The 24,105-nt window shown below is 49.7% G+C and carries 22 protein-coding genes; 5 read left to right on the top strand and 17 right to left on the bottom strand.

Going from position 1 to position 24,105, the window contains the following annotated elements; all coding sequences use genetic code 11:
* Positions 1-30: 30 nt before the first annotated feature.
* A complete protein-coding gene (locus DEALDRAFT_RS11315) occupies positions 31-696 on the bottom strand; it encodes a GNAT family N-acetyltransferase (RefSeq protein ID WP_008517550.1) in 666 nt (221 codons plus the stop codon).
* 265 nt (positions 697-961) lie between these two features.
* On the opposite strand from DEALDRAFT_RS11315, the gene DEALDRAFT_RS11310 reads away from it, so the two are divergent.
* Positions 962-2,062 (top strand): ATP-binding protein, encoded by a 1,101-nt coding sequence (locus DEALDRAFT_RS11310; RefSeq protein ID WP_008517548.1) that lies wholly within the window; start codon positions 962-964, stop codon positions 2,060-2,062.
* Positions 2,063-2,067: 5 nt separating this feature from the next.
* On the opposite strand, the gene DEALDRAFT_RS11305 is transcribed toward DEALDRAFT_RS11310, so the two are convergent.
* Complete coding sequence (locus tag DEALDRAFT_RS11305; protein ID WP_008517545.1) at positions 2,068-3,234, bottom strand: DNA methyltransferase; 1,167 nt, start codon at positions 3,232-3,234, stop codon at positions 2,068-2,070.
* A gap of 114 nt (positions 3,235-3,348) precedes the next feature.
* Here DEALDRAFT_RS11305 and DEALDRAFT_RS11300 point away from each other — a divergent pair, with 114 nt between their 5' ends.
* Positions 3,349-4,116, top strand: a complete 768-nt coding sequence (locus DEALDRAFT_RS11300; RefSeq protein ID WP_008517544.1) for a tetratricopeptide repeat protein — start codon at positions 3,349-3,351, stop codon at positions 4,114-4,116.
* A 51-nt stretch (positions 4,117-4,167) separates the two neighbouring features.
* Here the strand turns inward: DEALDRAFT_RS11300 and DEALDRAFT_RS17015 are convergent, their stop codons facing one another.
* The 7 genes from DEALDRAFT_RS17015 to DEALDRAFT_RS16930 form a co-directional block, all read right to left on the bottom strand.
* The gene (locus tag DEALDRAFT_RS17015; RefSeq protein ID WP_008517542.1) at positions 4,168-4,317 is read right to left on the bottom strand and encodes a Spo0E family sporulation regulatory protein-aspartic acid phosphatase; all 150 of its coding nucleotides are present in this window, start codon (positions 4,315-4,317) and stop codon (positions 4,168-4,170) included.
* A gap of 174 nt (positions 4,318-4,491) precedes the next feature.
* Entirely contained in the window at positions 4,492-5,208 is a 717-nt protein-coding gene (locus tag DEALDRAFT_RS11295) for a coenzyme F420-0:L-glutamate ligase (RefSeq protein WP_008517541.1), read from the bottom strand.
* 156 nt (positions 5,209-5,364) lie between these two features.
* Positions 5,365-5,766 (bottom strand): hypothetical protein, encoded by a 402-nt coding sequence (locus tag DEALDRAFT_RS11290; protein WP_008517539.1) that lies wholly within the window; start codon positions 5,764-5,766, stop codon positions 5,365-5,367.
* Between the two features lie 12 nt (positions 5,767-5,778).
* Positions 5,779-6,180 carry a hypothetical protein gene (locus DEALDRAFT_RS11285; protein ID WP_008517538.1) on the bottom strand — a complete coding sequence of 134 codons (402 nt, stop codon included), beginning with the start codon at positions 6,178-6,180 and terminating at the stop codon, positions 5,779-5,781.
* Positions 6,177-6,833, bottom strand: a complete 657-nt coding sequence (locus DEALDRAFT_RS16150) for a TetR/AcrR family transcriptional regulator (RefSeq protein ID WP_161598029.1) — start codon at positions 6,831-6,833, stop codon at positions 6,177-6,179. Before DEALDRAFT_RS16150 ends, DEALDRAFT_RS11285 begins: the two co-directional genes overlap by 4 nt.
* Before the next feature lie 171 nt (positions 6,834-7,004).
* Positions 7,005-8,696 (bottom strand): putative glycoside hydrolase, encoded by a 1,692-nt coding sequence (locus DEALDRAFT_RS16530; protein ID WP_008517534.1) that lies wholly within the window; start codon positions 8,694-8,696, stop codon positions 7,005-7,007.
* 172 nt (positions 8,697-8,868) lie between these two features.
* Positions 8,869-9,015, bottom strand: coding sequence for a hypothetical protein (locus tag DEALDRAFT_RS16930; protein WP_008517533.1), 147 nt, complete (start codon positions 9,013-9,015; stop codon positions 8,869-8,871).
* 188 nt (positions 9,016-9,203) lie between these two features.
* On the opposite strand from DEALDRAFT_RS16930, the gene DEALDRAFT_RS11270 reads away from it, so the two are divergent.
* On the top strand, positions 9,204-11,921 hold the full coding sequence (locus tag DEALDRAFT_RS11270; protein ID WP_008517531.1) for a cation-translocating P-type ATPase: 2,718 nt from the start codon (positions 9,204-9,206) through the stop codon (positions 11,919-11,921).
* 35 nt (positions 11,922-11,956) lie between these two features.
* Here the strand turns inward: DEALDRAFT_RS11270 and DEALDRAFT_RS16145 are convergent, their stop codons facing one another.
* From DEALDRAFT_RS16145 to DEALDRAFT_RS11250, 5 genes are read right to left on the bottom strand one after another with little or no spacing between them, the layout of a single operon-like run.
* Complete coding sequence (locus DEALDRAFT_RS16145) at positions 11,957-12,313, bottom strand: hypothetical protein (RefSeq protein WP_008517529.1); 357 nt, start codon at positions 12,311-12,313, stop codon at positions 11,957-11,959.
* A 4-nt stretch (positions 12,314-12,317) separates the two neighbouring features.
* Complete coding sequence (locus DEALDRAFT_RS11265; RefSeq protein WP_008517528.1) at positions 12,318-12,539, bottom strand: TetR/AcrR family transcriptional regulator; 222 nt, start codon at positions 12,537-12,539, stop codon at positions 12,318-12,320.
* Positions 12,540-12,548: 9 nt separating this feature from the next.
* Positions 12,549-13,637: a TolC family protein gene (locus DEALDRAFT_RS11260; RefSeq protein ID WP_008517526.1), complete on the bottom strand. Its 1,089-nt coding sequence runs from the start codon at positions 13,635-13,637 to the stop codon at positions 12,549-12,551.
* Positions 13,634-16,735, bottom strand: a complete 3,102-nt coding sequence (locus DEALDRAFT_RS11255) for an efflux RND transporter permease subunit (RefSeq protein WP_008517525.1) — start codon at positions 16,733-16,735, stop codon at positions 13,634-13,636. Before DEALDRAFT_RS11255 ends, DEALDRAFT_RS11260 begins: the two co-directional genes overlap by 4 nt.
* Positions 16,732-17,949: an efflux RND transporter periplasmic adaptor subunit gene (locus tag DEALDRAFT_RS11250; protein WP_008517523.1), complete on the bottom strand. Its 1,218-nt coding sequence runs from the start codon at positions 17,947-17,949 to the stop codon at positions 16,732-16,734. Before DEALDRAFT_RS11250 ends, DEALDRAFT_RS11255 begins: the two co-directional genes overlap by 4 nt.
* Positions 17,950-18,192: 243 nt before the next feature.
* On the opposite strand from DEALDRAFT_RS11250, the gene DEALDRAFT_RS11245 reads away from it, so the two are divergent.
* Both DEALDRAFT_RS11245 and DEALDRAFT_RS11240 read left to right on the top strand, forming a co-directional pair.
* On the top strand, positions 18,193-18,648 hold the full coding sequence (locus DEALDRAFT_RS11245) for a hypothetical protein (protein ID WP_008517522.1): 456 nt from the start codon (positions 18,193-18,195) through the stop codon (positions 18,646-18,648).
* Between the two features lie 290 nt (positions 18,649-18,938).
* Positions 18,939-20,000 (top strand): tocopherol cyclase family protein, encoded by a 1,062-nt coding sequence (locus DEALDRAFT_RS11240; protein ID WP_008517520.1) that lies wholly within the window; start codon positions 18,939-18,941, stop codon positions 19,998-20,000.
* A gap of 25 nt (positions 20,001-20,025) precedes the next feature.
* On the opposite strand, the gene DEALDRAFT_RS11235 is transcribed toward DEALDRAFT_RS11240, so the two are convergent.
* The 3 genes from DEALDRAFT_RS11235 to DEALDRAFT_RS11225 all read right to left on the bottom strand — a co-directional run bounded on the left by DEALDRAFT_RS11235 (position 20,026) and on the right by DEALDRAFT_RS11225 (position 24,094).
* Complete coding sequence (locus DEALDRAFT_RS11235; protein WP_008517519.1) at positions 20,026-21,771, bottom strand: MutS-related protein; 1,746 nt, start codon at positions 21,769-21,771, stop codon at positions 20,026-20,028.
* Between the two features lie 95 nt (positions 21,772-21,866).
* Complete coding sequence (locus tag DEALDRAFT_RS11230) at positions 21,867-22,604, bottom strand: DNA alkylation repair protein (protein WP_008517517.1); 738 nt, start codon at positions 22,602-22,604, stop codon at positions 21,867-21,869.
* A gap of 83 nt (positions 22,605-22,687) precedes the next feature.
* Positions 22,688-24,094: a DUF3048 domain-containing protein gene (locus DEALDRAFT_RS11225; RefSeq protein ID WP_008517515.1), complete on the bottom strand. Its 1,407-nt coding sequence runs from the start codon at positions 24,092-24,094 to the stop codon at positions 22,688-22,690.
* Between the last annotated feature and the right edge of the window lie 11 nt (positions 24,095-24,105).

Raw genomic sequence — 24,105 nt, 5'->3', positions numbered from 1 at the left:
AAACGCACCTCCTGTTTGGAGGTGCGTTTCTTACAGCATCCATTTACCACGGTAACAAACATTCTGGAATTTCAAACACGTCTCCTGGGGCACCCGGCTGCCGATTCGCACTGATAAGAGGTTTGCCGGGTGGCTGCAGATATCCGGGTCATCGGTTAATGTGGTCTTAAAACCGCTTCTGTCCAAAAGATTCTCCATTACTCTGCGGTACTCCCAGGGAGTAAGATTGGAGCCCCGCAGGTCCCAGAACCAGTAGCATTCCATGCTGACAATAATTTTGTCTTCCATATAGTCGGTATAAAAGGGGATTTTCACCAGTTCGCCGGCAATACCCGTTTCCCGCCACTGGGAGGAAACCTCAATTGCCCCCAACTCCAGCAGACATAGGATGCCGGACTGGGCCCACCTTTCGAATTCGGGATAGTGGAAAGTAATATAACCTACTATTGTGTTTTCATGGCAGGCAATAAAGACCTGGCCTTCCGGCAGGTTGGCAATATCCATGAGGGCCTGGTGCTGTTGCTGCGGTTGGCGAAACTTGGTGAGCCCTTCACACATGATAAAACGGTTAATTGAATGAGCTGAAACCGGTCCCATCAGATTAATAGTGCCGCGCTCTGTATATAAAGTGCGCTCTGATACGTCATGCTGCACCTGCTTAAATATTCCCGTTTCCAATTGCCTGTTAACCTGCATAACTCTCACTCCGTTTTTTGATTTAGACAGCAAACCATACCTTTCTAATTTCAATTATATGGCCTGCGCAGCATTTGTGCAATATTTCACAAAGTAGTTGTAATATTAAAACAATTTAAACTTCTAATTCCAATAACCACTATACCTAAGGGTATTATTACAGGAATTTTATAATTTCCGTATTAACCGACAGCATGCAGCAAAATTTTTGCGAAGCCTATTGTATAATGGAGATGCTTGTACTACAGACTGGGAGGAATGCGCTATGCCACTGACTCATCTCTATCCGGCAAAGAAACTCACCGTTCCCGTTGATTATATGTTCTGGCGCTCCCATGCCCACTTTCTTTTTGATAACATAGCTGCGGCTGTGGTTGCTGTGGATACAAGCGGCTATATTACTATTTTTAACAGTGAAGCAGAGCAGGTATTTAACAGGCACGCTGAAGATGTATTGGGCATGCCGCTGCAGAAGGTCTTTCCCAACCTGCCTTCCCACGAATATTACCTGTTAAGAATATTAAAAACGGGCAAAGAACTTAAAGATGCGGAATTTAGCTACTGTCCGTATACAAGTCAGGAAGGAATCTTTAGCCACAGCGTTGCCTTGGTGAAAGGCCAGCATGGTACTGTTGACGGTGCCATTTGGCTGCGTAAAGACCTAACCTGTGAGCGCCGGTTCCAAAAAGAAGTTAACAATGTGGAAATCCAGGCCATTGTAAGCCAAATTGCCGCCGGCACCGCCCATGAAATAAGAAACCCTCTGACCGCAGCCCAGGGGTATATCCAGATGGCTAAACAGCAATGTCCTCCCGAAGTTCAGGAATACCTGGAAATTGCCATGGAGGAGATGAATCAGATTAACCGGACCATTACCGAATTTCTGGCCTTTATCCATCCCGGTGAGGAGGGCCTGCAGTTTATCTCCCTCAACAACCTGCTGGAGGATTTGCTGCAACTGATGGAAAAAGTGGGTACCATGGTCAATATTGAATTTATCGCCCATCTGGACAACAATATTCCCCTATGCCTGCTGGATTCCGAATTGATGAAGCAAGCGGTGCTCAATGTACTGCGCAATGCCATTCAGTCCATGCCGCAGGGAGGACGGCTCAGTGTTTACACGTCCTTTCGCCGGGATACAGATGAGGTGATGATTGACATTGCCGATACAGGCGCAGAAATTCACGCCGATGTCCTGGACCGTATCTTCAAACCCTTCGTTTCCATGAAAGTAAATTCGCCGGGACAAGCCCTGACGCTGGCCAACCGCATAGTGCAGCATCAGGGTGGCTATATGCAGGTCTGCAGCAAAAAAGACCGGGGCACCTCGGTTAAAATATTTTTTCCTGTTTGCAAAAGTTAAGCCTGTCACGTTTCATGTGACAGGCTTTTCTCCAGGACCAACAACCGCTGGGTGTTGGTTCCCTTTTTATTATTGGTGACTGCAAAACAATGAGCCAGTTTGGTAAACTGTTGTTTTTGGATCAGCACCTCCATTAACTGCAATCCACAGCGGTTCTCTGCAATAATTTGGGTTACAGCCTCATCCAGATTGATTTTTTCCCCGCCACAGAGTACCTCCCCCACCTCAAAAACGCAGATTCCCCCCACCCGCAGTATCCTGCCGATTTCCAGCAGCACGTGGGCCACAAAGCTCTTCCAGACCCTGATGCTGGCTGTCTGTGTTATCCTCCCCTTTAAAATGCTGGGGTCAATGTTTAAGAACCAATGCTCCAGCCAATTGTCATGAACATAGTTTACGCAATTTAAAAACGGCGGGGATGTGACAACCAAATCTACACTGTTATCCGGCCAGGGAGATAAATTGCGGGCGTCGCTTTGCAAATAGCGGTTTTGTGCGCCGGATTGCCGGATAGCCTGCAGGCAGTTGTCTTTTAGGGCACGGCGTGCTTTGGCTATAATGCGCGGTGCCACGGCCCGGTAAGGCGGCTCTTCTCCCCGCTTTTGATTGATGCGCCGCTGGGCCTCGGGCAAAACGGAGAGCTGGGGCATGCTGTAAGCGGAAAAAAAGCCTGTTGAATGGCCATGCAACCGGGAGAGGGCCAAAAGTTGAACAAAGCGTGATGTTTCGCTTTCTTCCCTGCTTATCGCATCTTTTAAAAGATATAATTCACGCAGAGTATCTGGATGATAGAATGCCAGCAAATCTGAATCAGGCTGCAAATCAATTTTTTTTTGCCAGTTTATGTCCCCCAAAAAACTCTCAATCTCCGGCAAACTGACCGGACTGCATTTGGCCCGGGTAATACAGATAGCCAGTGGGTTGGCATCATTAACCCAGGCAGAGCGGCCCAATAGATTGGCCTGCAAGGCGGTGGTCCCTCTTCCGCAAAAGGGATCGGCCACAACATCGCCGGCCTTGCTGTATTTGCGGATGCAATAGTCCGGCAGCTCCGGCTTAAATGACGCCCGGTATGAAATCACATAATGCAGCGAATGCATCTGTCTCTGTTTTGCCGTCCACAATTCCCCTTCCCTTACCCGGGGTCCGGGAGGTGAGATGGTTTTCGTCAAAGGCATCCCTCCAGATTATCTATCTGTAGATACCTATGACAAAAACACGTGAAGTTTGTCAGAAAAAAGAATATAGTTTATACTACAAGCAGAGTATTTTAAGGAGGTGCTTACGTGAGCGAAGAGATGGAACAGGAAAGCAGGGAACCGGCTTCCTATGAGCTGCCCTGGCCCAGGGAACTGTCCCAGGGTCTGGCACCGGGTCTGCTCTGGGCCGTAACCAGCTTTTTTCTGTTTTTGGTATATTTCTGGTATGGTGTGGCTTCCCTTGCCCTTATGTTTATTTTCTTTCAGACACAACGCAATACACCGGTGGGTAGAGCAAGGCGCTTTTACGTCCAGGGCAGGCAGGAATACCGCAAAAAAAACTACACAGAAGCCCTGGAAAATTTCCATAAAGCGCTGGAAATCAAGCCGGATGCCACCGTTATCTATCCTGTAATCGGTGATTTATATTTTTTCAGGGAGGAAATTGCCAAAGCAAAAAATGCATATCAGGACTATTTCCGCCGGATGCCGGAAGACCATGATATGCGCATCTGGTATGCCGGTAAATTTCTGGAAAGGGGCCAATTTGCAGAGGCCGTCAAAGAACTGAAAAAACTGCCCGCAGAAGTTCGCCGTACGCCCCAGGTTGTAAACCTGTTGGCCTTGTGCCTGTTAAAATCGAGTCAAAACAAAGAAGCGATACAGATTCTGGAACCGGCAGTGCGCAAAAACGAGAGTGACGACGAGCACCTGCTGACTTCCCGCTATTTTCTGGCCAAAGCCTATCTGCAGGACGGTCAGAAAGAAACTGCCCGTTCCCTGCTGCAGAAACTGGAAGAAGAACATCCCGGACTGGAAGATGTGCCGCAGTTGCTGAGCTCATTAAACAAATAAAGGCACGCCCGCCGGCGTGCCTTTTTATTGTTTCCGCTAAGGAAGACTACTTTATTGTTTTATAGAATCAGACCGGCGCATAAAAACATATATCAGGCGGTCTACCCGTTCACTTTGTTGCAATGTTCTTTGGTCACCGAAGCCCCACTGAGATGCAAACTTATGCAACCTTTCTCGCTCACGATCTATCAGGGCAAGCATAACATACCTCCTTAGCATTTTTATATGCATCTTACTTAATTTACCTATTACGACAAGCTTTTCTAATTTCCTGCACCCCATTAACAACTTTTAACATTTTTCGCAAAATTGTCAAATTTATTCTTCTACGGTAAAATAATAACATGGTTTGCAACACAGGGTATAAATAATTTCTTAACGCTTGCGAATGAGAATAAAAGGAGTCTGTTCCGTGCCCTGTCCCGCCGGATTATCCATAATCAGCTCTGCCAGAAACTGCTTGTCGTATGGGATATCATTGCTAACGCCCATAACTTCCACACCAATGTTATTTGCATCTACAATCATACAGTCTATGTTGTATTTTTCCCTAATGTCCTGGCAGACTTTATCAGGATCAATGGGTCCCAGCAGTCCTTTATCACCATAATATTCCCAGCTCACATCATTGAAACCGTCTATGGCATTGATGTTATTGCCCAAATAGCTGTAAAATATGCCGCGCTTGCCAAACAGCTTACCTATTGCCGATAAAAAGGCGGCAAACAGTACTTTCCACGGGCCGCACAGGTCAATGGTTGTCTGCATTTTAAGCAGATTACCCGGTCGTTCACCCCGCGGTGTTTTCATAACAAACTTAGCTAAAATTTTGGCCAACAAGCCTATCTTTACGCTACTTTTGTACAATACATTTCCCTGGCACAGCGTTATAATTTTCTCGCTTATAGAAAGTATGTCTCCGTCCTGATAATAGGGCAGCACATACTTTTCAACCAGTTCAAAATAATCTTCTCCCACTTCCACAAAATGAGTGCGAATCGGATATCTTAAAAAGACTTGTCCATCAACTTCCCGGGTCAGTTCCCGCCCGGCATTTGGTTTTAATTGGGCTACAGCCTCTGCTTTGCTCATCTCGTCACCTCAACACACTCACTTCGACCTTATTCACCAAAATCCTGCGACCGGTTATGTAAAGTTATCACAGATAATGTTTCCAATTGAAGTGCTGGTCATACCCGACCCGGAAAAAGAAGCAGCGGCTCAAACAAGTTGAGCCGCTGCTTTAGGTTAATATAGAAAAACTGTCAACAGGATAATAGATAACCCGAAAATTCCTGTGCCGATGTCAATCAAGACAATGTGACGTCCTTTGTCCTTGCTGAGCATTTTGGCCACCGCTTGCTGAAAGCGATTGTAATCAAACAATAGTACAATTCCTTTGACGGCCGTCAGGGAAAACAGGACGGTTAGAATAATAGAGTTGTCAACTCCCGCGGTAAAATGTTGGTACCAGGTAAAAGCCACCAGCAACAGACCCGCTACCGCCACCGGAACAATCCACGTTGGGCGTTTGGCACTGTAAGTTTTGGCAAGAAATTTGTTCTCATCCCAGGGAAGCAGATGCATGTAAACAGGTTTCAGCCCTGTCGCCAGGCCAAAAATCCAACCAAGTACGGAAAAATAATTCACCTCTGTCACCTCCTAATAAACGAAAATCCCCAGAGAAATAACGGCTACTCCCATAAACAGCACGGCGATATTGATTTTATTTAATACACTCCGGTCCACCGTCAGAGCATGAATAACAAACTTACGAAACTGCTGATAATTAAAAAGAACCTGAGAAGTCTTAATCAGCGTTAAAGAGATAAACACGGTGATTATCAGGGAATTTGGCACACCCGCTGTAAAATGCTGGTACCAGGTAAAGCCAACCAAGAGCAAGCCCAACACAGCCACCACCCATACCCATTTAGGCTGCTTTTCGGTGTAGGCAGTATTTAGTTCAAAACTGTTCCAGTGTTTAGGGAAAAGATGCATGGCCGGGCGGGTAAGTATCATCACAGCACCAAAAACAAAGCTCAGGCCCTCAAAATAATTCATTGTTTTTCCTCCTTATTTCCTGGCGCTGCCAGGCCGTTTTGCAAAAAATCAATAATCTGACCCACTTCTTGCTGCAGTTCTTCTTCGTCCATCTGTAGTAATTCATTGTAATCAGGATAGAAGTCGGTGAAGTTTAACATTACAAAGCGCAGGACCCGCGTAATAAATTTACGATCCAAATCACTGCGTAATTCTCCGTTTTTGATGGCGTTAGTAATCATGCTATTCATATACTTATCAAACTCAACGGTGAACCGCCCCCAGATTTTTTGTTTCAGAGCACCATCGGGCATATCCTGCAGCTGCTTATTAATCAGATGATAGCGAGGATTTTCCCGGGCAAACTGCACAGCCGTATTTAACTGTAATGTCAGGGTTTCAAACATGCTCAGCTCTTGAACGGGGCGCTTTAAATCCTGCAGGGCCGCAGCCAGGAACCTGCTTTTCTCTACCATTATAATCTCCATCAGATACAGATAAAGATCTTCTTTGTTATGAAAATAATGATACATGCTCCCTTTGGAAATGCCGGCTTGTTCTATAATACTGTTTAGTGAAGCAGTCTTAAAATCTCTTTTGGAGAACTCATCCAAAGCTGCTTCCAAGACCTGTTTTTGCTCCTGCTGCGAAAGGTTCAAAAAACCCTGCTTCACCACTTCAATCACCTCTCCTCAATTTCTTAGACCACACGGTCTAGACTGCCTAGTCTAATTGTAGCATGGGCAGTTTTAACCTGTCAAGTAAAAAATTAATCAAAGATCCTCAGTACAGGCAGTTTTTAGTCCTCATCACAGAAGAAAGGCACGCCGAGGCGTGCCTTTGACTCAATCATTTATTCCATTATCTTTTGTCAGTATCTCCAAAAATTCGTTGTCCGGGCGGACTCTCCAGACACCGTTTTCCTGCAGCACTTGAAATTTACTGTTTTCCAGAGAAAGATTTCCTTCTGAAAACTTAAGTTCCGCTGACAGGGTAAACTCAACATTATCCCCGGCAGAGGATTGGTTTGTTATTTCATAATCCTCCAGGGAAGCAGTGTGGCTGTCAATCCATTCCCTAAATTCTGTATGATCCATGGTATTGGTGGTGGATTGCCAGGCATAGGCTTCCCGCCACCGGGTTCTTCTCATGGCTTCCAGATAATCTTTTAGCGCTTCTTCTGCGGTGCGACCCAATTGATCATGCCCTGCTTCCCTGCGCTCTGACTTTTTGGCCTCTTCTCTCTGTGCCGCTTTGTCGGCAGGAAGGAAGGCATCTTTATGGTAACGGTTTGCGGCGTTCCAGATCAAATATTCGTCAATGCCCAATTCCAGTGCAGCATCAATCTGTTCCCGCACCTGCTCGGCGCCGTAACGAATGTGGCCCCGCACCCAGGTTGCGGTAAAGCTTTGCAGCCAGGGGCGGATAATTCCGGGGTTTTCCAGTGGAGCATTACGCTTCAGAGCATCTTCCAACGCCCTGGTTACCGTCCCTCCCGGGTTGGCATCAGGAACGGCAAACCCAAAATAGCCGGGGCCGTAGTGACTGGGATAAATCATGGGAGAGATGATTTCGGTAAGTGGCGCTATCCTTTCCCAACTCTGTCCGATTCGGTCCGAATCACCCCAGGAGGTGGAGATAACGCCGAAAACGTCGGCGGAGATATGCACGTTATACTCTGCGAGCTCCTCACGGGCATAAGCCAGGAACGCTTCAATGGCTTCGTCCCTTTCTTTTCCTTCTGAACCGGGGAAATTTGCTTCCTCATCCACTCGCCGGGCATTTTCGGGGAAACGTACATAATCAAATTGTATTTCTCGGAAGCCGTGAAGCGCCGCTTCCTTGGCAATGGCAATGTTGTAATCCCAGACATTTTTGTCATATGGATTAACCCAGCCGTAGCCGCTCCGATCACGCCATACGCCGCTACCGTCTTTCTTCTGGATAGCCCAGTCGGGCTGTTTCTCCGGCAGGTGGGGATCACGAAATACCACTACCCGGGCAATGGGATATACATCATGTTCATTTAGTGTTTCCATTAATGCGGAAATGTCCCTAATGGGAGTGGCACGGTTTGCCCCCACTTCTTTGACAATTTCTATTTCACTGTTGTAGGTCATCAGGCCGTGATCATTTTTTACATCTATAACCATGGTATTTAACTCGGTATTATCCAACAAATCCAAAAGTTCGGCGAACCTGCCGGTACCGCCCGCCGTGTTTCCCGTCACATAGATTCCCTTGGCCTGCACATGCGGATTATCTGCCGGTTCATCTGCCGGCAGCGGCACAAAAAAGTGACCCAGTTCTTCCTTCAGCGCTTCTTCCCGCTGACGCCGTTCTTCTGCCCGGGCCTCTTCAGCAAGCTGCCTTTCTTCCTCTTCGGTGAGCCCTTCTTCTTCAGGCTCCTCTGTGTCCTCCTCCTGCTCCACAGGATCTTCCACCCTGGAAAAAGTCTCTTCCACACATCCGGAAAAGAGTAATGAAAAGCCCAACAGTACCACCATAAGTATTAGAATATATCTCCCCGTTTGCAATGCCGGTCCCCCTCATAATTTCTTACCTATACTCTATGTCAGTGGGATGAAATTGTCGAACCTTCTGTGGCTCAGACAACGGCGCTGCATGTCCATATATAGACATCTTGTCCACCTGAAAAACAGAAACGGCGTTTTAATAGAAAAAAGAGAGGAGCAAAGCTCCTCTCCATTAACTGGTTTGAGAACCGGGACCGCCGCCGCAGGGCTTTGACGGATTCTGGTACTTTAGCGAACATTCTTCACACATTTCCACTCCGTTTACTTTGTAAACCTCATCTTCTTTAACTTCAACATTGCACTTTTCACATTCTGCCATGCTAACAACCTCCTCAACGTTTCTTCAAATTGTAACCCAGATCTATAAACTTTTAAATACTTTGGCGTGCATTGTAATACTTATGAAATAGACTGACCTATAGACTTGTCTTATACTTGAATTCAAAGGCTTACATAGTAAAGCGCCAAAGCGCTTTTTTTCGCTCTACCGGAGGTGGACAAACAAACATGGAGAAACATTGGCATCAACTTGATAGCACAGAAGTTTTGAACAAACTTGATACCACAGAAGAAGGGTTGTCCACTGCAGAAGCCCAAAAACGTTTACAGGAATACGGAAAAAATGAACTGCAAGGAAAATCCCGGGGGCCGCTGCTGCGTTTTTTGCTGCAGTTTCATAACCCCCTTTTATATATTTTAATGGTGGCCGCAGTTGTGGCCTTTTATCTGGGTGAATACCTGGATATGTGGGTCATTCTGGGAGTAGTTTTGGCCACCGCTGTTATCGGCTTCATTCAGGAAGGAAAAGCGGAATCGGCCATCGATTCACTGCGGGAAATGCTGGCTCCGGAATGTACTGTGCTGCGGGACGGAAAACAGACCACCATTGTCAGCAGTGAGCTGGTTCCCGGTGATATAGTTTTGTTGGAATCAGGGGACCGGATCCCGGCGGATTTGCGCCTTATTGAAGGCAAGAACCTGGCTTTGGATGAATCTGCCCTAACCGGAGAATCAATGGCGGTAAAAAAGCAGTATGATAAGCTGGACAAGGAAGACCTGGTCCTGGCGGACCGCAGCAACATGGCCTTTAGCGGCACCGCGGTGGCCCGCGGTGTGGGTAAAGGAGTAGTGGTGGCCACCGGTGTTAAAACTGAAATGGGCAAAATATCCAAGTTTGTTTCCGGCCCTCAGAAGTCGGATCCACCCATCATGCGCAAAATCAGAGAATTCACCAAGGTAATTATGGTGGGCATAATTGCTCTGGGTGCCGTTAACCTGTTTGTAGGCCTGCGTTTTGGCTTTGAAGCCGGCTTTGTATTCCTGGTCTCGGTGGGTATGATTGTGGCCATGGTCCCGGAGGGACTGCCGGCCGCTTTGGTAGCCGCATTCTCACACGGGGTAACTAAAATGGCCAATTGCGGTGCCCTGATCCGTAAACTGCCGGCAGTGGAGACGCTGGGTGCAACCACCGTTATCTGCTCCGATAAGACCGGAACGCTGACTAAAAATGAAATGACCGTTAAAGAAGTGTTCTGCGGCGACAAGAATTACGCCGTCTCCGGCACAGGATACAGTCCTGAAGGAGAATTTTCCCGGAATGACGATACCTTTACAGATTTGGATGGCCACACGGACCTGCAACAAATCCTTCTGGCCGGGCTGTTGTGTAACAATGCTGTTTTGGAAAAAGATGAAGAAGATAAAGATAAGATTCAGGGAGATCCCACCGAAGGAGCCTTGCTGGTGGCAGCGGCCAAGGCTGATATCTCCTCCTCTGCAAAACGGCAGGATGAGCTTCCCTTTGAATCGGATCAACAATATATGGCCACTTTGCACCACCGGGATGATGACGCTCTGCTGATTGTCAAAGGTGCTCCGGAAAAAATTATTGCCATGTGCCACCGGAAGCTGGTGGACGGAAATGAAGAGGATTTTGATGGTGACTCTGCGGTAAAAGAGGCAAAACGGATGGCCTCAGATGCTTTACGGGTCCTTGGTTTTGCCTGGAAAAGAGTCTCCAAAGAACAAACGGAGATCTCCGCAGACGATCTGCAGGAATTAACCTTTTTGGGACTGCAGGGAATGATGGATCCACCCCGTGAAGAAACAATGGATGCGGTGCGCAGATGCCGTGACGCAGGTATTCGTATTGTGATGATTACCGGAGATCATGAAAGCACCGCCCGGGCCATCGCCGACAAATTACACATCGGCCATGATGAGAAGCGGGCAATATCCGGTGAAGAAGTGGCGGCCATGGATGATGACCAGCTCTTTACCGCCGTAACCGACTATTCGGTGTTTGCCAGAACATCTCCGGAACATAAATACCGGATTGTGACACAACTGCAAAAGAACGGCCATATTGTTGCCGTTACCGGGGATGGGGTAAACGATGCCCCGGCTCTAGCCAACGCCGACATCGGCATTGCCATGGGGGTCACAGGAACACAGGTGGCCAAAGATTCTTCAGACATTGTTTTAACCGACGATAATTTTGCCAGCATTGTATCCGCCGTGGCGGAAGGACGGCACACTTTCAACAACATCTGGAAAGTGATTCTCTTCTTGCTGCCCACCAACGGCGGCCAGGGACTGGCTATCCTGGCGGCAATTTTGCTCTCACCGTTTTTACCGGTTTTCAGTGAACGGCTTCCCGTGGAGCCCATTCATATCCTGTGGGTAAATCTGTTCATGAGCATTTCCTGTGCCATACCTCTGACCCGGGAACCTAAGGAAAAAGGGCTCCTCAAACGCCCACCCCACGACCCGGCGGAAAAACTGGTGAATAAGGTGTTTTTACGCAAGGTAAGTATAGTTTCTGTGGTTTCCGCTTCGGCGGCCATTATTATGTTCTTGCTTTACAACAACGGTGTGTTTGCCGAACCCGACGTCCCCACCTTTGCCCAGGCTCAGACGGTGGCCTTTACCACCATTATTCTGGTGCAAACCTTCTACCTGTTTACAGCACGCTGGATTGAAGACTCAGCCTTTAAGCACAGTCTCTTTAGTAATCCTTTTCTCCTGCTGGGTGCGGGAATCACCATACTTTTTCAGCTGCTTATCGTCTATGCAGAGCCACTGTTTGGCTTTAGCCCATTGCGTACCGAACCATTTCCTGCCCATGTCTGGCCATACATTCTCCTGGCCGCCTCTCCCGGCTTTTTCCTCATTGAGCTGGAAAAGTTATATATCCGCGCAACGAAAAGCAACGCAGCCCATTAGGCTGCGTTACTTTTATGCGTATGCGCAGGAAAATATTAAATTTCATGGCCTGATCCCAGGCCGTGGAGGAAAAAGTCCATAAGTTCTTCGGTAAAGTTGGAAGCAGGGGCGGGACTTTCTTCCAGAAAGGCGTTGCCCCACAGGCTCATTAAGCTGCCCAGGACAGACTGGGCTACTACCTCAGCAGATACCGGTCTGAATTCCCCGGATTCAATGCCTTCAGACAGGATGGCAGAAACAAAAGCATTGAGCTGTTCCCGCTGTTGACGCAGCAGGGCTTTAAATTCATCCTGGGGCAACCAGTGCTCTGAGCCGAGGATTCTGGCCATAGAGCCGTGGGTCTCAATAAAATCCAGTTGGTAGTCAAAAAGGAGTTGGAGTTTATCCTTCACAGTCTTACCCTTTTTGCACCGCTTTGGCCATTTCATTATGATAGGCGCGGGAAGAAGCTTGCAGCATCTGAAAAAAAAGTTCATCTTTGCTGCTGAAATATTCATAAATGGTTCCTTTTCCCACACCGGCGCAGGAAGCAATATCATCTATTTTGACCTGGTGATAGGGGTGCTGACTGAAAACTTCCGTTGCCGCCTGCAGAATACGAATCTGTTTTTCTTTCATGTGGTCACCTCAGTCCAGATCCCGGGCTGTGGCAAAGAGCCACTGCTGATACATTAAATAACGGTCATAGCGGACATGGAGCAGTTGTGTCTCCAGCTCCAGCAATGTGGTCTGCGCCCCGGTCACTTCCATCTGTGTGGTGACACCGGCCTCATACCGCAGACAGGCCAGGCGATAGCTTTCCTCTGCCGCTTTAACACTCTTTTCCAGAGCCTGTTCCTGTTTTTTCAAAACTTCCATACCGCTGTACAGCTGACGAACCTGGAGTTCCACATTCTTTTTGGTTATCTCCAGATTAAGCCGGGCCTCTTCCAAATCCAGTTCTGCCTGACGGTGAACGGCGTCTTCTTCAGAAAAGTTTTCCTGTACATATTCCAGCTGTGTTTCCTGCAGTTCCACCTCACCTTTTGCCTGCTCTATTTCAATGCGTTTTTTCAAAGCCGACGACAGTCCGGACTCTAAATTGGGCCTGCCCGGCTTAGGAACAGACTGCAGTTCAGCTACACTGAGACTGGCGTCCAACCGGCGTCCCAGGGTATTGTTTAACTCCAGGGCCGCCAGCTCTACCTGGTTTTCTGCCGCCAGCAGGGCCGCTTGTGCTGCGGCTACCTGGGCTTCGGCGCCAAGAACGTCGCTTCTGGGCGTCATCCCATGGTTATAAGAAACTGTGGCCAGGCGCACCATCTCTTCTGCCCGCTGCAGGTTTTGTTTGGCCAAGTTCTTATTTTCCCGGGCTTTTTGTACTTCCAGGTAGTTTTGGCGGGCCTCAAGAATTACCTGGTTACGTACCAGGTCACGGGCCAACCTGGCCATTTTTTCTCCCTGCTCGGCCTGCGCCGGCAGCAAATCAAGGAGCTGCTCCACATCCGGTGTCAAAAGACCTTCTTCCCGGAGGCGGTCAAGGATTGTTTCCGATTCATCGGCCTGTTCAGAAGCCCGCTCAGCCCGTTCCACATTAATCTCGGACTGCCGGATAGCAGGGTTCTGCTCAACGGCCAGCTGAGATGCCTGCTGCAGAGTGAGGTTTTCCACCGCCACCGCTGCAGTAACCCCGGCTAACAAAAGTATAATTAACGTTACAGTCATCCTTGTTTTCATGCCGATACCTCCCCGGGAGCACTTTTCTTTTTTTTGAAAAACCGTGTCCCCATATCTTCCAACAAACTGTAGATCACCGGCACCACCACCAAAGTCAGCACGGTGGAAGCTGCCAGGCCGCCGATGACCACCGTGGCCAACGGTGCAGAAGTTTCCGATCCCGAGCCAATCCCCAGAGCCAGGGGAAACATCCCCAAGATAGTGGTTAGTGTGGTCATCAAAATGGGGCGTAAGCGTATAGGGCCGGCCTGATAAATGGCCTCCCGGGTTGACAAACCCCTCTCCCGTAACTTATTAATATAATCCACCAAAACAATGGCGTTGTTTACCACAATCCCCGCCAGCATAATAACGCCGATAAAGGCAGGCACATTTAGCGTTCGGCCTGTTATTACCAAGGCCAGGACAACGCCGATAAAGGTCTGCGGCAGTGCAAACATAATGATAAAGGGATGCAAAAGTGACTCAAACTGAGCTGCCATAATCATATAAACCAGCAAAACTGCCAGCGCCAGAGCCATCCAGAGCGAATCAAAGGAGTCTGCCATAAGCTCCTGCTCACCGGCATACTCAATGGAATAGCCCGACGGCAGTTCCATGTTATCCAGCTGACGCTGGATATCGGCCATTACCGGGCCCAGGGCCCGTCCGGCCAGTTGGGCCGTTACCCTGGCGCTGCGCACCTGGTCGTCACGGGAAATGCTGACCGGTCCGGTAGCCCGGGCAAAGTCGGCCACCTCTCCTAAGGGAATACGGGAGCCCGCGGGGTTTACAACCTCTATATCCTGCAGCATGCTTATGCTTTGGCGCATCTCTTCCGGCACAAATAGACGCACATCCAACTCTTGGCTGCCGGTACGAAAACGGGTCACAACCTGACCGCTGAGGGCGGTGCGCAGGGTGTTGGCCACAGTGATGGACTGCAGTCCGTATGCGGCTGCCTTTTCCCTGTCAACGGTTACCTGCAGTTCAGGCCAGCCCCGATCAAAACTGGTGGCAGCTTCCCGGGTTCCCTCCACGCCTTCCACAATCAGGCGGATCTCCTCGGTAAGATGCCGCAGCGTCTCCAGCGAATCGCCTTTCACCATAATATCCACAGGAACACCGCTGCCTCCCATGCTCATGCCCTGCGACGCCTGAACGGTAATCTCAGCGCCTGGCAAGGTTTTTAGCGCCTGGCGCACCTCATCGGCTACCTGGTCATTGTCCAGTCGGCGCTGGTCCAGTGGAGTGAGGCGCACGTCCACTGAGGAACGGTTGGCAGCTCCGCCGCCGGAAAAACCCATACTACCTCCCGCTGCACCCACCGTAGAAAAGACGTAATCCACCTCCGGGATTGCCTCTAAGCGCTCCTCTGCCCTGGCTGTCAGCGCTTCCGTTTCATTTAGTGTTGCCCCGTCGGGAAGCCGCACCGATACCGTTAACCAACCGTCATCCATTCCCGGAATGAATTCGGTTCCTACCCAGGGTACCAGCGCCACACTGCCGGCAAAAGCCAGCAACATTACGCCTATAACAATTTTTCTGCGGGTCATGGCCCAGCGCAGCAGGCGCCCGTAAACCGACTCCACCCGTTTAAACCCCCGCTCAAAAGCGGCGGAGAGTTTTCCTTCATTATTATTTACCGATACCTGCAAAAGCCTGGATGACAGCAGAGGGATAATGGTCAGTGCCACTGCCAGGGAGGCAAAAAGAGCAAAACTTACAGTCCAGGCCATGGAACTGAAAATTTGGGAAGCAATTCCTTCCACAAATATTACCGGCAGAAAAACTACCACGGTGGTTAAGGTGGCGGCGATAATGGCATCGGCCACTTCATTACTGCCAACAGCCGCCGCCTCTTTGGCTTCCATGCCTTCCTGACGCAGGCGGAAAATATTTTCCAGAATAACAATGGCGTTGTCCACCATCATGCCGATTCCCAGGGCCAGGCCGCCCAGGGTAATCAGGTTTAAGGTAAGATTATTAAAAAACATCAGCACAAAAGTGGAAATAATGGATACGGGAATTGCCAGTCCGATAACCAGGGTACTGCGGACGTTTCGCAAAAACATAAAAAGTATAAACACCGCCAAGACCGCACCTGCCAGGCCGATACTTAAAACATCACCGATGGAATCATTGATAAAATCAGCCTGGTTAAACAATATAGCCGCCTCAGAGCCTGTGGGCAGTTCCCCGGACAATTCCTGTAGTGCGCTGTCGATTCTGCCGGCAACGGTGACGGTATTGGCGTCGGATTGCTTGGAGACGTTCAGACCCACCCCGGGAGTACCGTTGAGCCGCAACAGCTGCTCCTGCTCACTGTGTGTATCCTGGACTTCCGCCACGTCACGCAAATAAACCGTTCCCCGCTCCGAAGAATGCAGGACCAGGTTTTCCAAATCAGACAGGGAGGAAAACTGTCCCAGTGTCCGCACCTGCAATTCCTGGCCGCCTTCGGCCAATGTGCCGGCGGAAACATTCAAATTCTCCATCCTGAAAATCTGCCCCAGCTGATCCAGCGTGAGGCCATAGGCTGCCAGACGGGCGGGATCGGCCACAACCCTTATCTCCCGCTCAATGCCACCAATGACGTCCACCGAGGCCACACCGTCGATTCTCTCCAGCCTGGGTTGAACGGTATCTTCGGCCAGGCGTTTTAAGTCCGCCGGACCCATATCACCGGTGATGGCAATGGATACTACGGGCATCATGGACGGATCGGCCTGAACCATCAACGGTGAGTCCACATCATCGGGCAAGTACCCCACAACCCGGTCTACCCTTTCCCGCACATCCAAAGCGCGAAAGTCCATATCGCTTCCCCAGTTAAACTGCAGCACCACCACCGAATTACCCTGTGATGAAGTGGACGATATTCTTTCCACCCCGGGCACAGTGGCTAAGATCTGCTCCAAAGGGCGCGTCACCATGTTTTCCACTTCTTCCGGAGCAGCACCGTCATAACCGGTTACCACGGCGATGACGGGAAATTCCATTTCAGGCAGCAGGTCAACAGGTAAATTAAGAAATGCAAACCCGCCCAGAACAAGAACAATACAGACCGCCATCAGGACCGCAATGGGTCGTCTGATAGCCAGTGAAGGGAGGTTCATGACTGCTCACCTTCTACCTGCACCGCTACCCCGTCCCGCAGGAAATGGTGTCCGGTTATCACCACTTTGTCACCCACAGTAACACCGGCTTCAATTTCGGCATGGGTCTCATCCCGCAGGCCGATTGTCACATCGGTTCTCACCGCCTGCTCATCTTTAACCAGATAAATATAATAGCTGCCGTCATTCTCCAGAATAGCGGAACGGGGCAGCACCACCGCATCATCCCTGGAATCCCGCACCAGTATCAGCCGGGCAAACATGCCGGGCCTGGCCTCGATTTCTTCAACCAGTGTCACCTTAACCAGAAAAGAGCGGGTTCCGCTTACCGCACCGGGCGATATCTCCCGTACTTCCCCCTGATAGCGGCCCTCTAAAGTGGGGATTTCCACCGCTATCTCCATGCCCACCGCAATATGGTTGACCGCCTGCTCAGTAAGCAGGGCAGTTACTCTGGTGCCCTCAGCGTTTATCAGGGTAACCACCGGCGTTCCCGGTGAAACCATGTTACCTGCTTCGGTATGGACCAGAGTCACAGTACCACCCACCGGGGCGGTGATGGTGGCGTTTTGGTAATTGAGCCGGGCCAGTTCCAACCCGGCTTCTGCCTGTTTTAATTGGGCCGTTAGAATCTCCAGCTGACCTTCTCCCCGTTCATGGCTTTGCAGCTGATCGCTGGCCAACTCATATTGGGTCTGGGCCACGGCAAAGCTGGCCCGCACATCTTCCAACTGCTGCTTGGCCAGGCCTCCTTCCGCATAAAGAGCTTCCATCCGCTCCAACTGTTCACCGGCTCGATTAAAATTAATCTCCGCCTGGCGCACATTGGCCTGCAGTTGGGACAAGCCGCTGCCGGCCTCCATACTGTTAAGGTTTGCCCTGGCCATTTCCACCGCCGCTTCCGCCTGCTGCACCGCCAGAGCCAACTCCCTGGCCTCCAGCTCCACCAGAACATCACCCTGCTGCACCGTGTCCCCCAGGGCCACATTAACTTTAGACACGGTACCTGAAACCTTAGGTACTATTTGAATTTCTCCGCCGGCGGAAACTTCACCGCTAAAAGAAAAGGTTTCGGCAATTTCACCCTGCCCGGCTCTGGTAATCTCAACGGCAACAGGGTCCACACTTTCTTCCTCCTCCGCACCGTTGCCGCAGGCAGTAAGTAACAGCGCTCCTGCCAATAACAGCGCTATTTTCCAGGTCTTGCTTGACATTGACTAATCCCCCGTTTCAAGATGCTTAAATACTTACCGAAACCGACCGACCGGTCAGTCGGGCGGATATACAACAATCTGCACGCATTAATTATATCGCACCTGACTACCCCGTCAAGAGAATTTCACACATTCCAATGGTTAACAAATCTTAACTTTTCCTACTGTTATGAAGGGAACTATTTGTTCTTTACCCCGTCTAAAAGTCTACAAAACAATCCACTAATCAGGAGGGGTTTCAAAATGAAAAAAACTGTAGTTATGCTTACTGTTGTTATGCTTGTCAGTCTTATGTTTACCGGCTTTGCCCTGGCCAATAATACCCCGGAAGGCGGTAACCCGGAGGTAATTGACCACGGCGAAGAAGACTATGTGGGTAGGGACATGGAACTGGAAAAAGGAGAAATGGGTATTACCGCTGTGCCCGGAGAGTTGGACGAAGTGGAGGAAGGATTTGTGGGTGAAGGTCAGGAGCCGGCAGACGGTGAAGCCCGGATAATTTCCACCGACGCCGACGTGCCCGAGGCGGATGAAGATTATGTGGGTAAAGGCATGGAGCTGGAAGAAGGAGAAATGGGTATTGTCTCTGTGGACGGTCTGGAAGCTGAGGAAGCTTCAGGGAACCTCCCTCTCTATGGCGGCCTGGCCGTGGTTGGAGGAGCACTGGCCTTATTTGTTTACAGGAAAAAAATAGCCTGATTTAAAGCCCGGTTTGATGAAAACCGGGCTTTTTTTGCAGTTTGCAAAGCTGCTAAGGAAGCCAGTATTAAAACCACGCATTATGGAAACTGAATAAAGCGTGCTTTTTTATACTGGCTTGAATTATAACGCTTTGCAGTTTGCAAAGCTGCTAAGGTAGCCAGTATTAAAACCACGCGTTTAGGAAACTGAATAAAGCGTGCTTTTTTACTTTCCTGTAACATATTGATACAGGAGACGGCCGGTTTCATGCAGAACTAAACAACAATCTGCTTGTGGAGGTGCCATAGTTGCTGCGGTCAATCTTTAATCCGGATTTGTATCATGGCCATAACAGGCATAGCAATTTTTTCGAAGGCTGGTACTTTAAAATCATTGACCCCTCTGAAGAATACCGCTTTGCCTTTATTCCCGGTATCTTTAAAGGGAAAACGCCGGATACCACCCACAGTTTCCTGCAGATAGTGGACGGCTCGGCCATCAAGTATCACTATCTGCGCTATGACGGCAGCGCTTTTTCTGCAAAACCGGGGCGCTTTGATATCTCCGTTGCCGGTAACCGCTTTTCACTGGAGCAGTTGAGCCTCAGTATAGATCACGAAGAAAAAAACATCAGCGGAACCCTGACGTTAAATGAGCCGGTAAAGTGGCCTGACTCAATATTTAGCCCGGGTAGCATGGGTTATTATAACTTTCTCACCTTTATGCAATGTTACAGCCAGGTATGCTGCCTGGATGCAACTTTAAGCGGCACACTGGAAATTAACGGGCAAAGCGTGGACTTTACCGGCGGCAGTGCCTATATAGAAAAAAACTGGGGCCGGGATTTTCCCTACGGCTGGATCTGGGTCCAGGCCAACAATTTTTCCCGAACCGGCACCTCACTTAGCTGTTCCATCGGCCATATACCTTTTCTTTTTACCAGTTTCCGCGGCTTTTTAATCGGCTTTCTGGCCAATGGAATATTCTATGAATTTACCACCATGAACAAAAGCAAGGTGGATATTGTCAGGGAGGGTGAGCACTACCTTATCACCGCCTGGAATAAAAAACACCTGCTGCAAATTCGCTCCCTTGCCCCCAAAGGCTCCTTTGTTCTCTGCAACGCGCCCCGGGAAAACAATATGCAACCCTTTGTTGAAGAATCATTGCAGGGCAGAGTTGAAGTACTGCTCATGGATCTGAAACAAAACCAAGTTATTTTTCACGACTTCAGCAGCAGTGGCGGAATCGAATACGGCGGCCGCCAGGAACTGGTCCTAATCCGTCAGAAGTATACTCAGCCGGTGCCCGTCCAACTGGGCAGAGCCTGCCCCAATCCCATTCTTTATAAATGCAAAACTAATAAGTAACCCGCTTCGCTGAAGCGGGTTACTGCTATTTACTGCCTGCCTTATCGATTCTTTCTTGTGCCCCATGGGTTACTTCCGTGGGGTATCCCAGATGCCTGAGAATCTTAATGGCATTCCAGGAGGTTGTTATGCCTTCTTTTAGTAAATAGTCAAACTCCAGGCCCGATTCCCCCACCCTTTCCCGGAAATGATAGAGCGGGTAAACAGGCGAGCATGCTTTGGCCACATCCAGATCATGGGTGGCAATCAGGTTCATGGTGTTTTGGCCGGATAGATATAATAACACTTCGATGGCGGCAGGGATTCTTTCCAGAGAATGGGTCCCGCGGAAGATTTCATCGATGATACACAAGGCCGGGGCGCCGCTGCCCACTCCGCGAATCATCTTAAGAATTGCCTCCGCCTCAATGAGATAATAGCTTTTACCTCCGGGCAAATGGTCCTCCTTATTAATGGAGGTAATAATTTTAAACAGGCTCCCTTTGTAGGAGCGGGCAAAACAAATCCCCACCGACTGAGCCAGAAGCGCGTTCACTCCGATGGTCCTAAGAAATGTGGACTTACCCGACATATTGGAACCGGTTAGGATGGCTCCGGGCTTTTCCAGTAAAATACTGTTGGGAACCGCCTTGTCCAGGAGAGGATGGCGGATATCCTGGGTATATACAGCGGTCTGCCCTTCCAGAAACTCCGGTTCGCACCAATTTTCTGTACCTGCTCTCATGGAGGCCACCGCAATCAGGGCGTCTACCTCCCCCAGCAGCTGGTAAGTCTGTCGCAGCTGGGTTAAATTGGCTTTAACCTCCTGCATCACTCCGTAATAATTGCGAAGATCTAGCAGGAATAAATTATTTACGTATTCATATACGCCAAGCGAATCCATGGCGGCAAAACCCATAGTACGGGCTTTGTGGATAATACCCTTTCCCGCAGCGGCATTTTTTCGCAGCGGAGCGGAGTAACTGGTAAAGTCTGAGTGTTGAATCCGGCCCATCTCCTGTGCCGACACCAACATGGCACGCAAATAGCGGATAGGCGGGAAACGAAACATTAAATGCCTGGCGGTATAGTTCTGGTAGTAATAATTAATGCCAAACATCGGGATTACGCCAATAATCACACTATGTATTCCCCATACAGAAACGGACATCAGGGCCAGCAGCGCTGCAAATGCCAGCAAATTTGGCACGATTCCCAGATCAGTGGACTTAAAATCGTCTCCCCATAAAAAATTTGTTACGGTATCCGGCTTCATTCTGTCCAACGGCAAGAGTATCCCCTGCAGTTTTTCACGAAGCACAGCATCTTCACTAAGCGCGCGGACAGCGGCATTCCTTTTTTGCAAAACCTCTTTTTCCAGAAGCGGGGCCCGAAGCATATTGTACAATACCTGCTCGCCGGGTGAGGTCAGGGTCCGGTCGGCCAGGGCATAGATCCGATCCATATGTAAATCATCCCATGTCTGTGGGCTAATGGCATACTGTCCGCCTTCCTCCACCGGAAAAAGCGGGAAAGCCTTCTTCAGGCTTTGCAGTTCCCTCTCCTTTTTTACCGTCTGCCCCCAGTGGCTGCGCAGTTCAGCCATTGCTTCGGCAAATTTCATTTTCCGATACAACATCCACCAAACGATGGCAAAAGGCAGCAGGCTAAACATACCCCAATAGTAAACAGTATCAAAGGTTTCGGCCAGATAGAAAATAAAGATGGCCACGGCAGCGGTCAGTAAAGACATGCCCCATAAATATATTTTAAAACGTGTTCTCTCCGTCATACATACCTCCCAAATATGACCTGCTTTTTTAGTTCGTGAACTTTTTATGTTTTCCTCTTACACGGCAACAAAAAGGGCCCGTCACGGGCCCATTGCTACTTATAAGGCTTAATGTCCTGTACTTCACCGTTGGGGGAAAGAATTACCCGAAATGAGGCGGGTTGAACCTTCTCCTGCACTCTCTCACTTTCCAACTCCCGGATTGCATCCCGGGCAATCCAGCGGGCACTGGTCTGGGGCATCTCACCGATTTCTTGTGCCGTCTCCAAAGCCAGCTTATTTAAGCTGTAATTACGCTTGCCAATCTGGCGCAGAGCCCAGTTTACCGCCTTTTTGACGTAATTTCGCTCATCATCTGCTCCGTCTTTAATAAGGGACATAAACAAAGCAAATTTGGCATCCGGCGCCTCTTTTTCGGTAACGGCCAGTCGGGCCATTAACACAAACCCGGCGCGCTTTACAAATTCCTCTTTTGCTTTGCTCCAGTCAAAACATTTTTTATAAGCCAACTCCGTTCTGCCAAAAAGATTACTGCAGACCTGGTCACAAATCTCCCAGTAGTCAAACTCCAGAGCCCAGGCATCCATCTGTTCTTCGGTAACCTGCCGGGGGTCATCCACCATGGAGGCCAGTATCCGCGTTTCCCTGGTCTCATCCTGCCACAGCCGGGCGGCTAATTCCCGGTCTGTACCGATTTCTTTGGCCATCCGGCGCAGATCTGGAATGGACACACCATAAACCTTTTGTGGTGTAATGCCAAAACGGGCCATCCCTTCCACCGCTTCCGGCCTGGACATTGCTGTTAACCTCTCTACCACTTCCTGATAATCCATACTTCAACTCCTAACACATAAAGAAAAAATTCTCTACATCCTTCGTTAAGCAAAACAAATTTCCTTTATGCATTTTTTACCGGTTAGGGGCGGGCCAGTTGGATCCAGGTTTGGCCGTAGAGCAGTTCGATTTCCTGGCCGTCCTGATAGTAGAAGCGGGTGGGAGAGCTCATGTTATCTTTGCGCCATGTGCCGCGGAAGCGCTGGCCCTGGGCATAAAAGTCAATGGGGCCGGAGCCAATTACATCCGGGGTGGGGCGTCCACGCCAATCGGATGGATGGGGGACATACTGCACGATAACGTTGCGGGCCATAATTGCCTGGCCGGTGGCATCCCGATGAGCCTGGCCGTTAATCAGGCGCTGGTAAGCGGATTCCTGTTCATTATAGCGGTAGCCCACGCGATAATTGTTACTGTATTCGATGGAAAAACTGTTGGCGGCACTTCCCTGCCGGCTAAGATAGGCGGGGCGTACCGTCATCTTTGAGGAGCGCGATTCCAGGCCCAGAGAGGCCAGATTAACATACAAATTATGGGGTGCCCGACGAGAGCTGTCCCGATAAAACCGGGAATCACCCAGCGCATTGGTATATTTCACATTCCATTCATTTATCTTTTCCAGGTTGTCCCGGGAAGCGCTGGCTGTAATGAAGCGCACGCCGTTTTCCATGGACAGCAGGATGCTGTGCTCCCGGGCACTGCGAATGGGGCCCACTTTTTGCGGAAAGGTTGAAAACAAGGCCAGGTAGCGGGTAATGCGTCCTTCCACTTCAAATTCGTATACTTTACTGGCCTGGGCCAGGCCGTGTTGTGGCCGGGCACCGGCAGCATTATCCAGGATTATGCCGTACACCGGCTGCCGGTTGGCTTGAGGGGTAAGCTGGGCCAGGTCCTGCTGCAGTTGCTTTTTGGCATCGGAGAGCATTTCTTCCATCCGTCTGCGCTGAGCCAGCAGATTTCTCCGTTGCGCATCCATCTGGTAGCGGAAATCCTCGATGCTGGCTAACTGGTCCTCCATGGCCTGCTGTTTCTCCTGCAGGACGGCATATTCGGCTTTCACTGCGGTAATTATTTGCGCATCCTGATTGAAGATGCGGGCCAGATAGGCCACCCGGACCACCAGGTCACTGAAATTTTCAGCCCCCAGGAGAACTTCCAGATAAGACATGCCGCCTTTCATGTAGGCGCTGCGAACCCTGCCGGCGAAGGCATCATTCTGCTCTTCCAGCCGGGCCTGGGATTCGGCAATTTCCACTTCCGTCTGGCGAAGCTGCCTTTGGGTATCTTTTAGCTGGCTTTCCAGCTCATCAATGCGGGCCAGACGTTCTTTAATATCTTCATCAAGCAGCTTGATAACCTGCTCATATTCATCTATCTCTTCCCGGGTTTCATCAATACGCTCCTGGACATTACCGGGATTGCCAAAAGCTGTACCGGAAATTAAGAGCAGAAGCAGCGCAAACACGGTAATTTTAGCAATGTGGCGCATAGGATTCTCCT

The organism is Dethiobacter alkaliphilus AHT 1 (genome assembly GCF_000174415.1).
GTDB classification, from domain to species: Bacteria; Bacillota; Dethiobacteria; order Dethiobacterales; family Dethiobacteraceae; genus Dethiobacter; species Dethiobacter alkaliphilus.
This window is presented reverse-complemented; position numbering and strand designations above follow the sequence as displayed.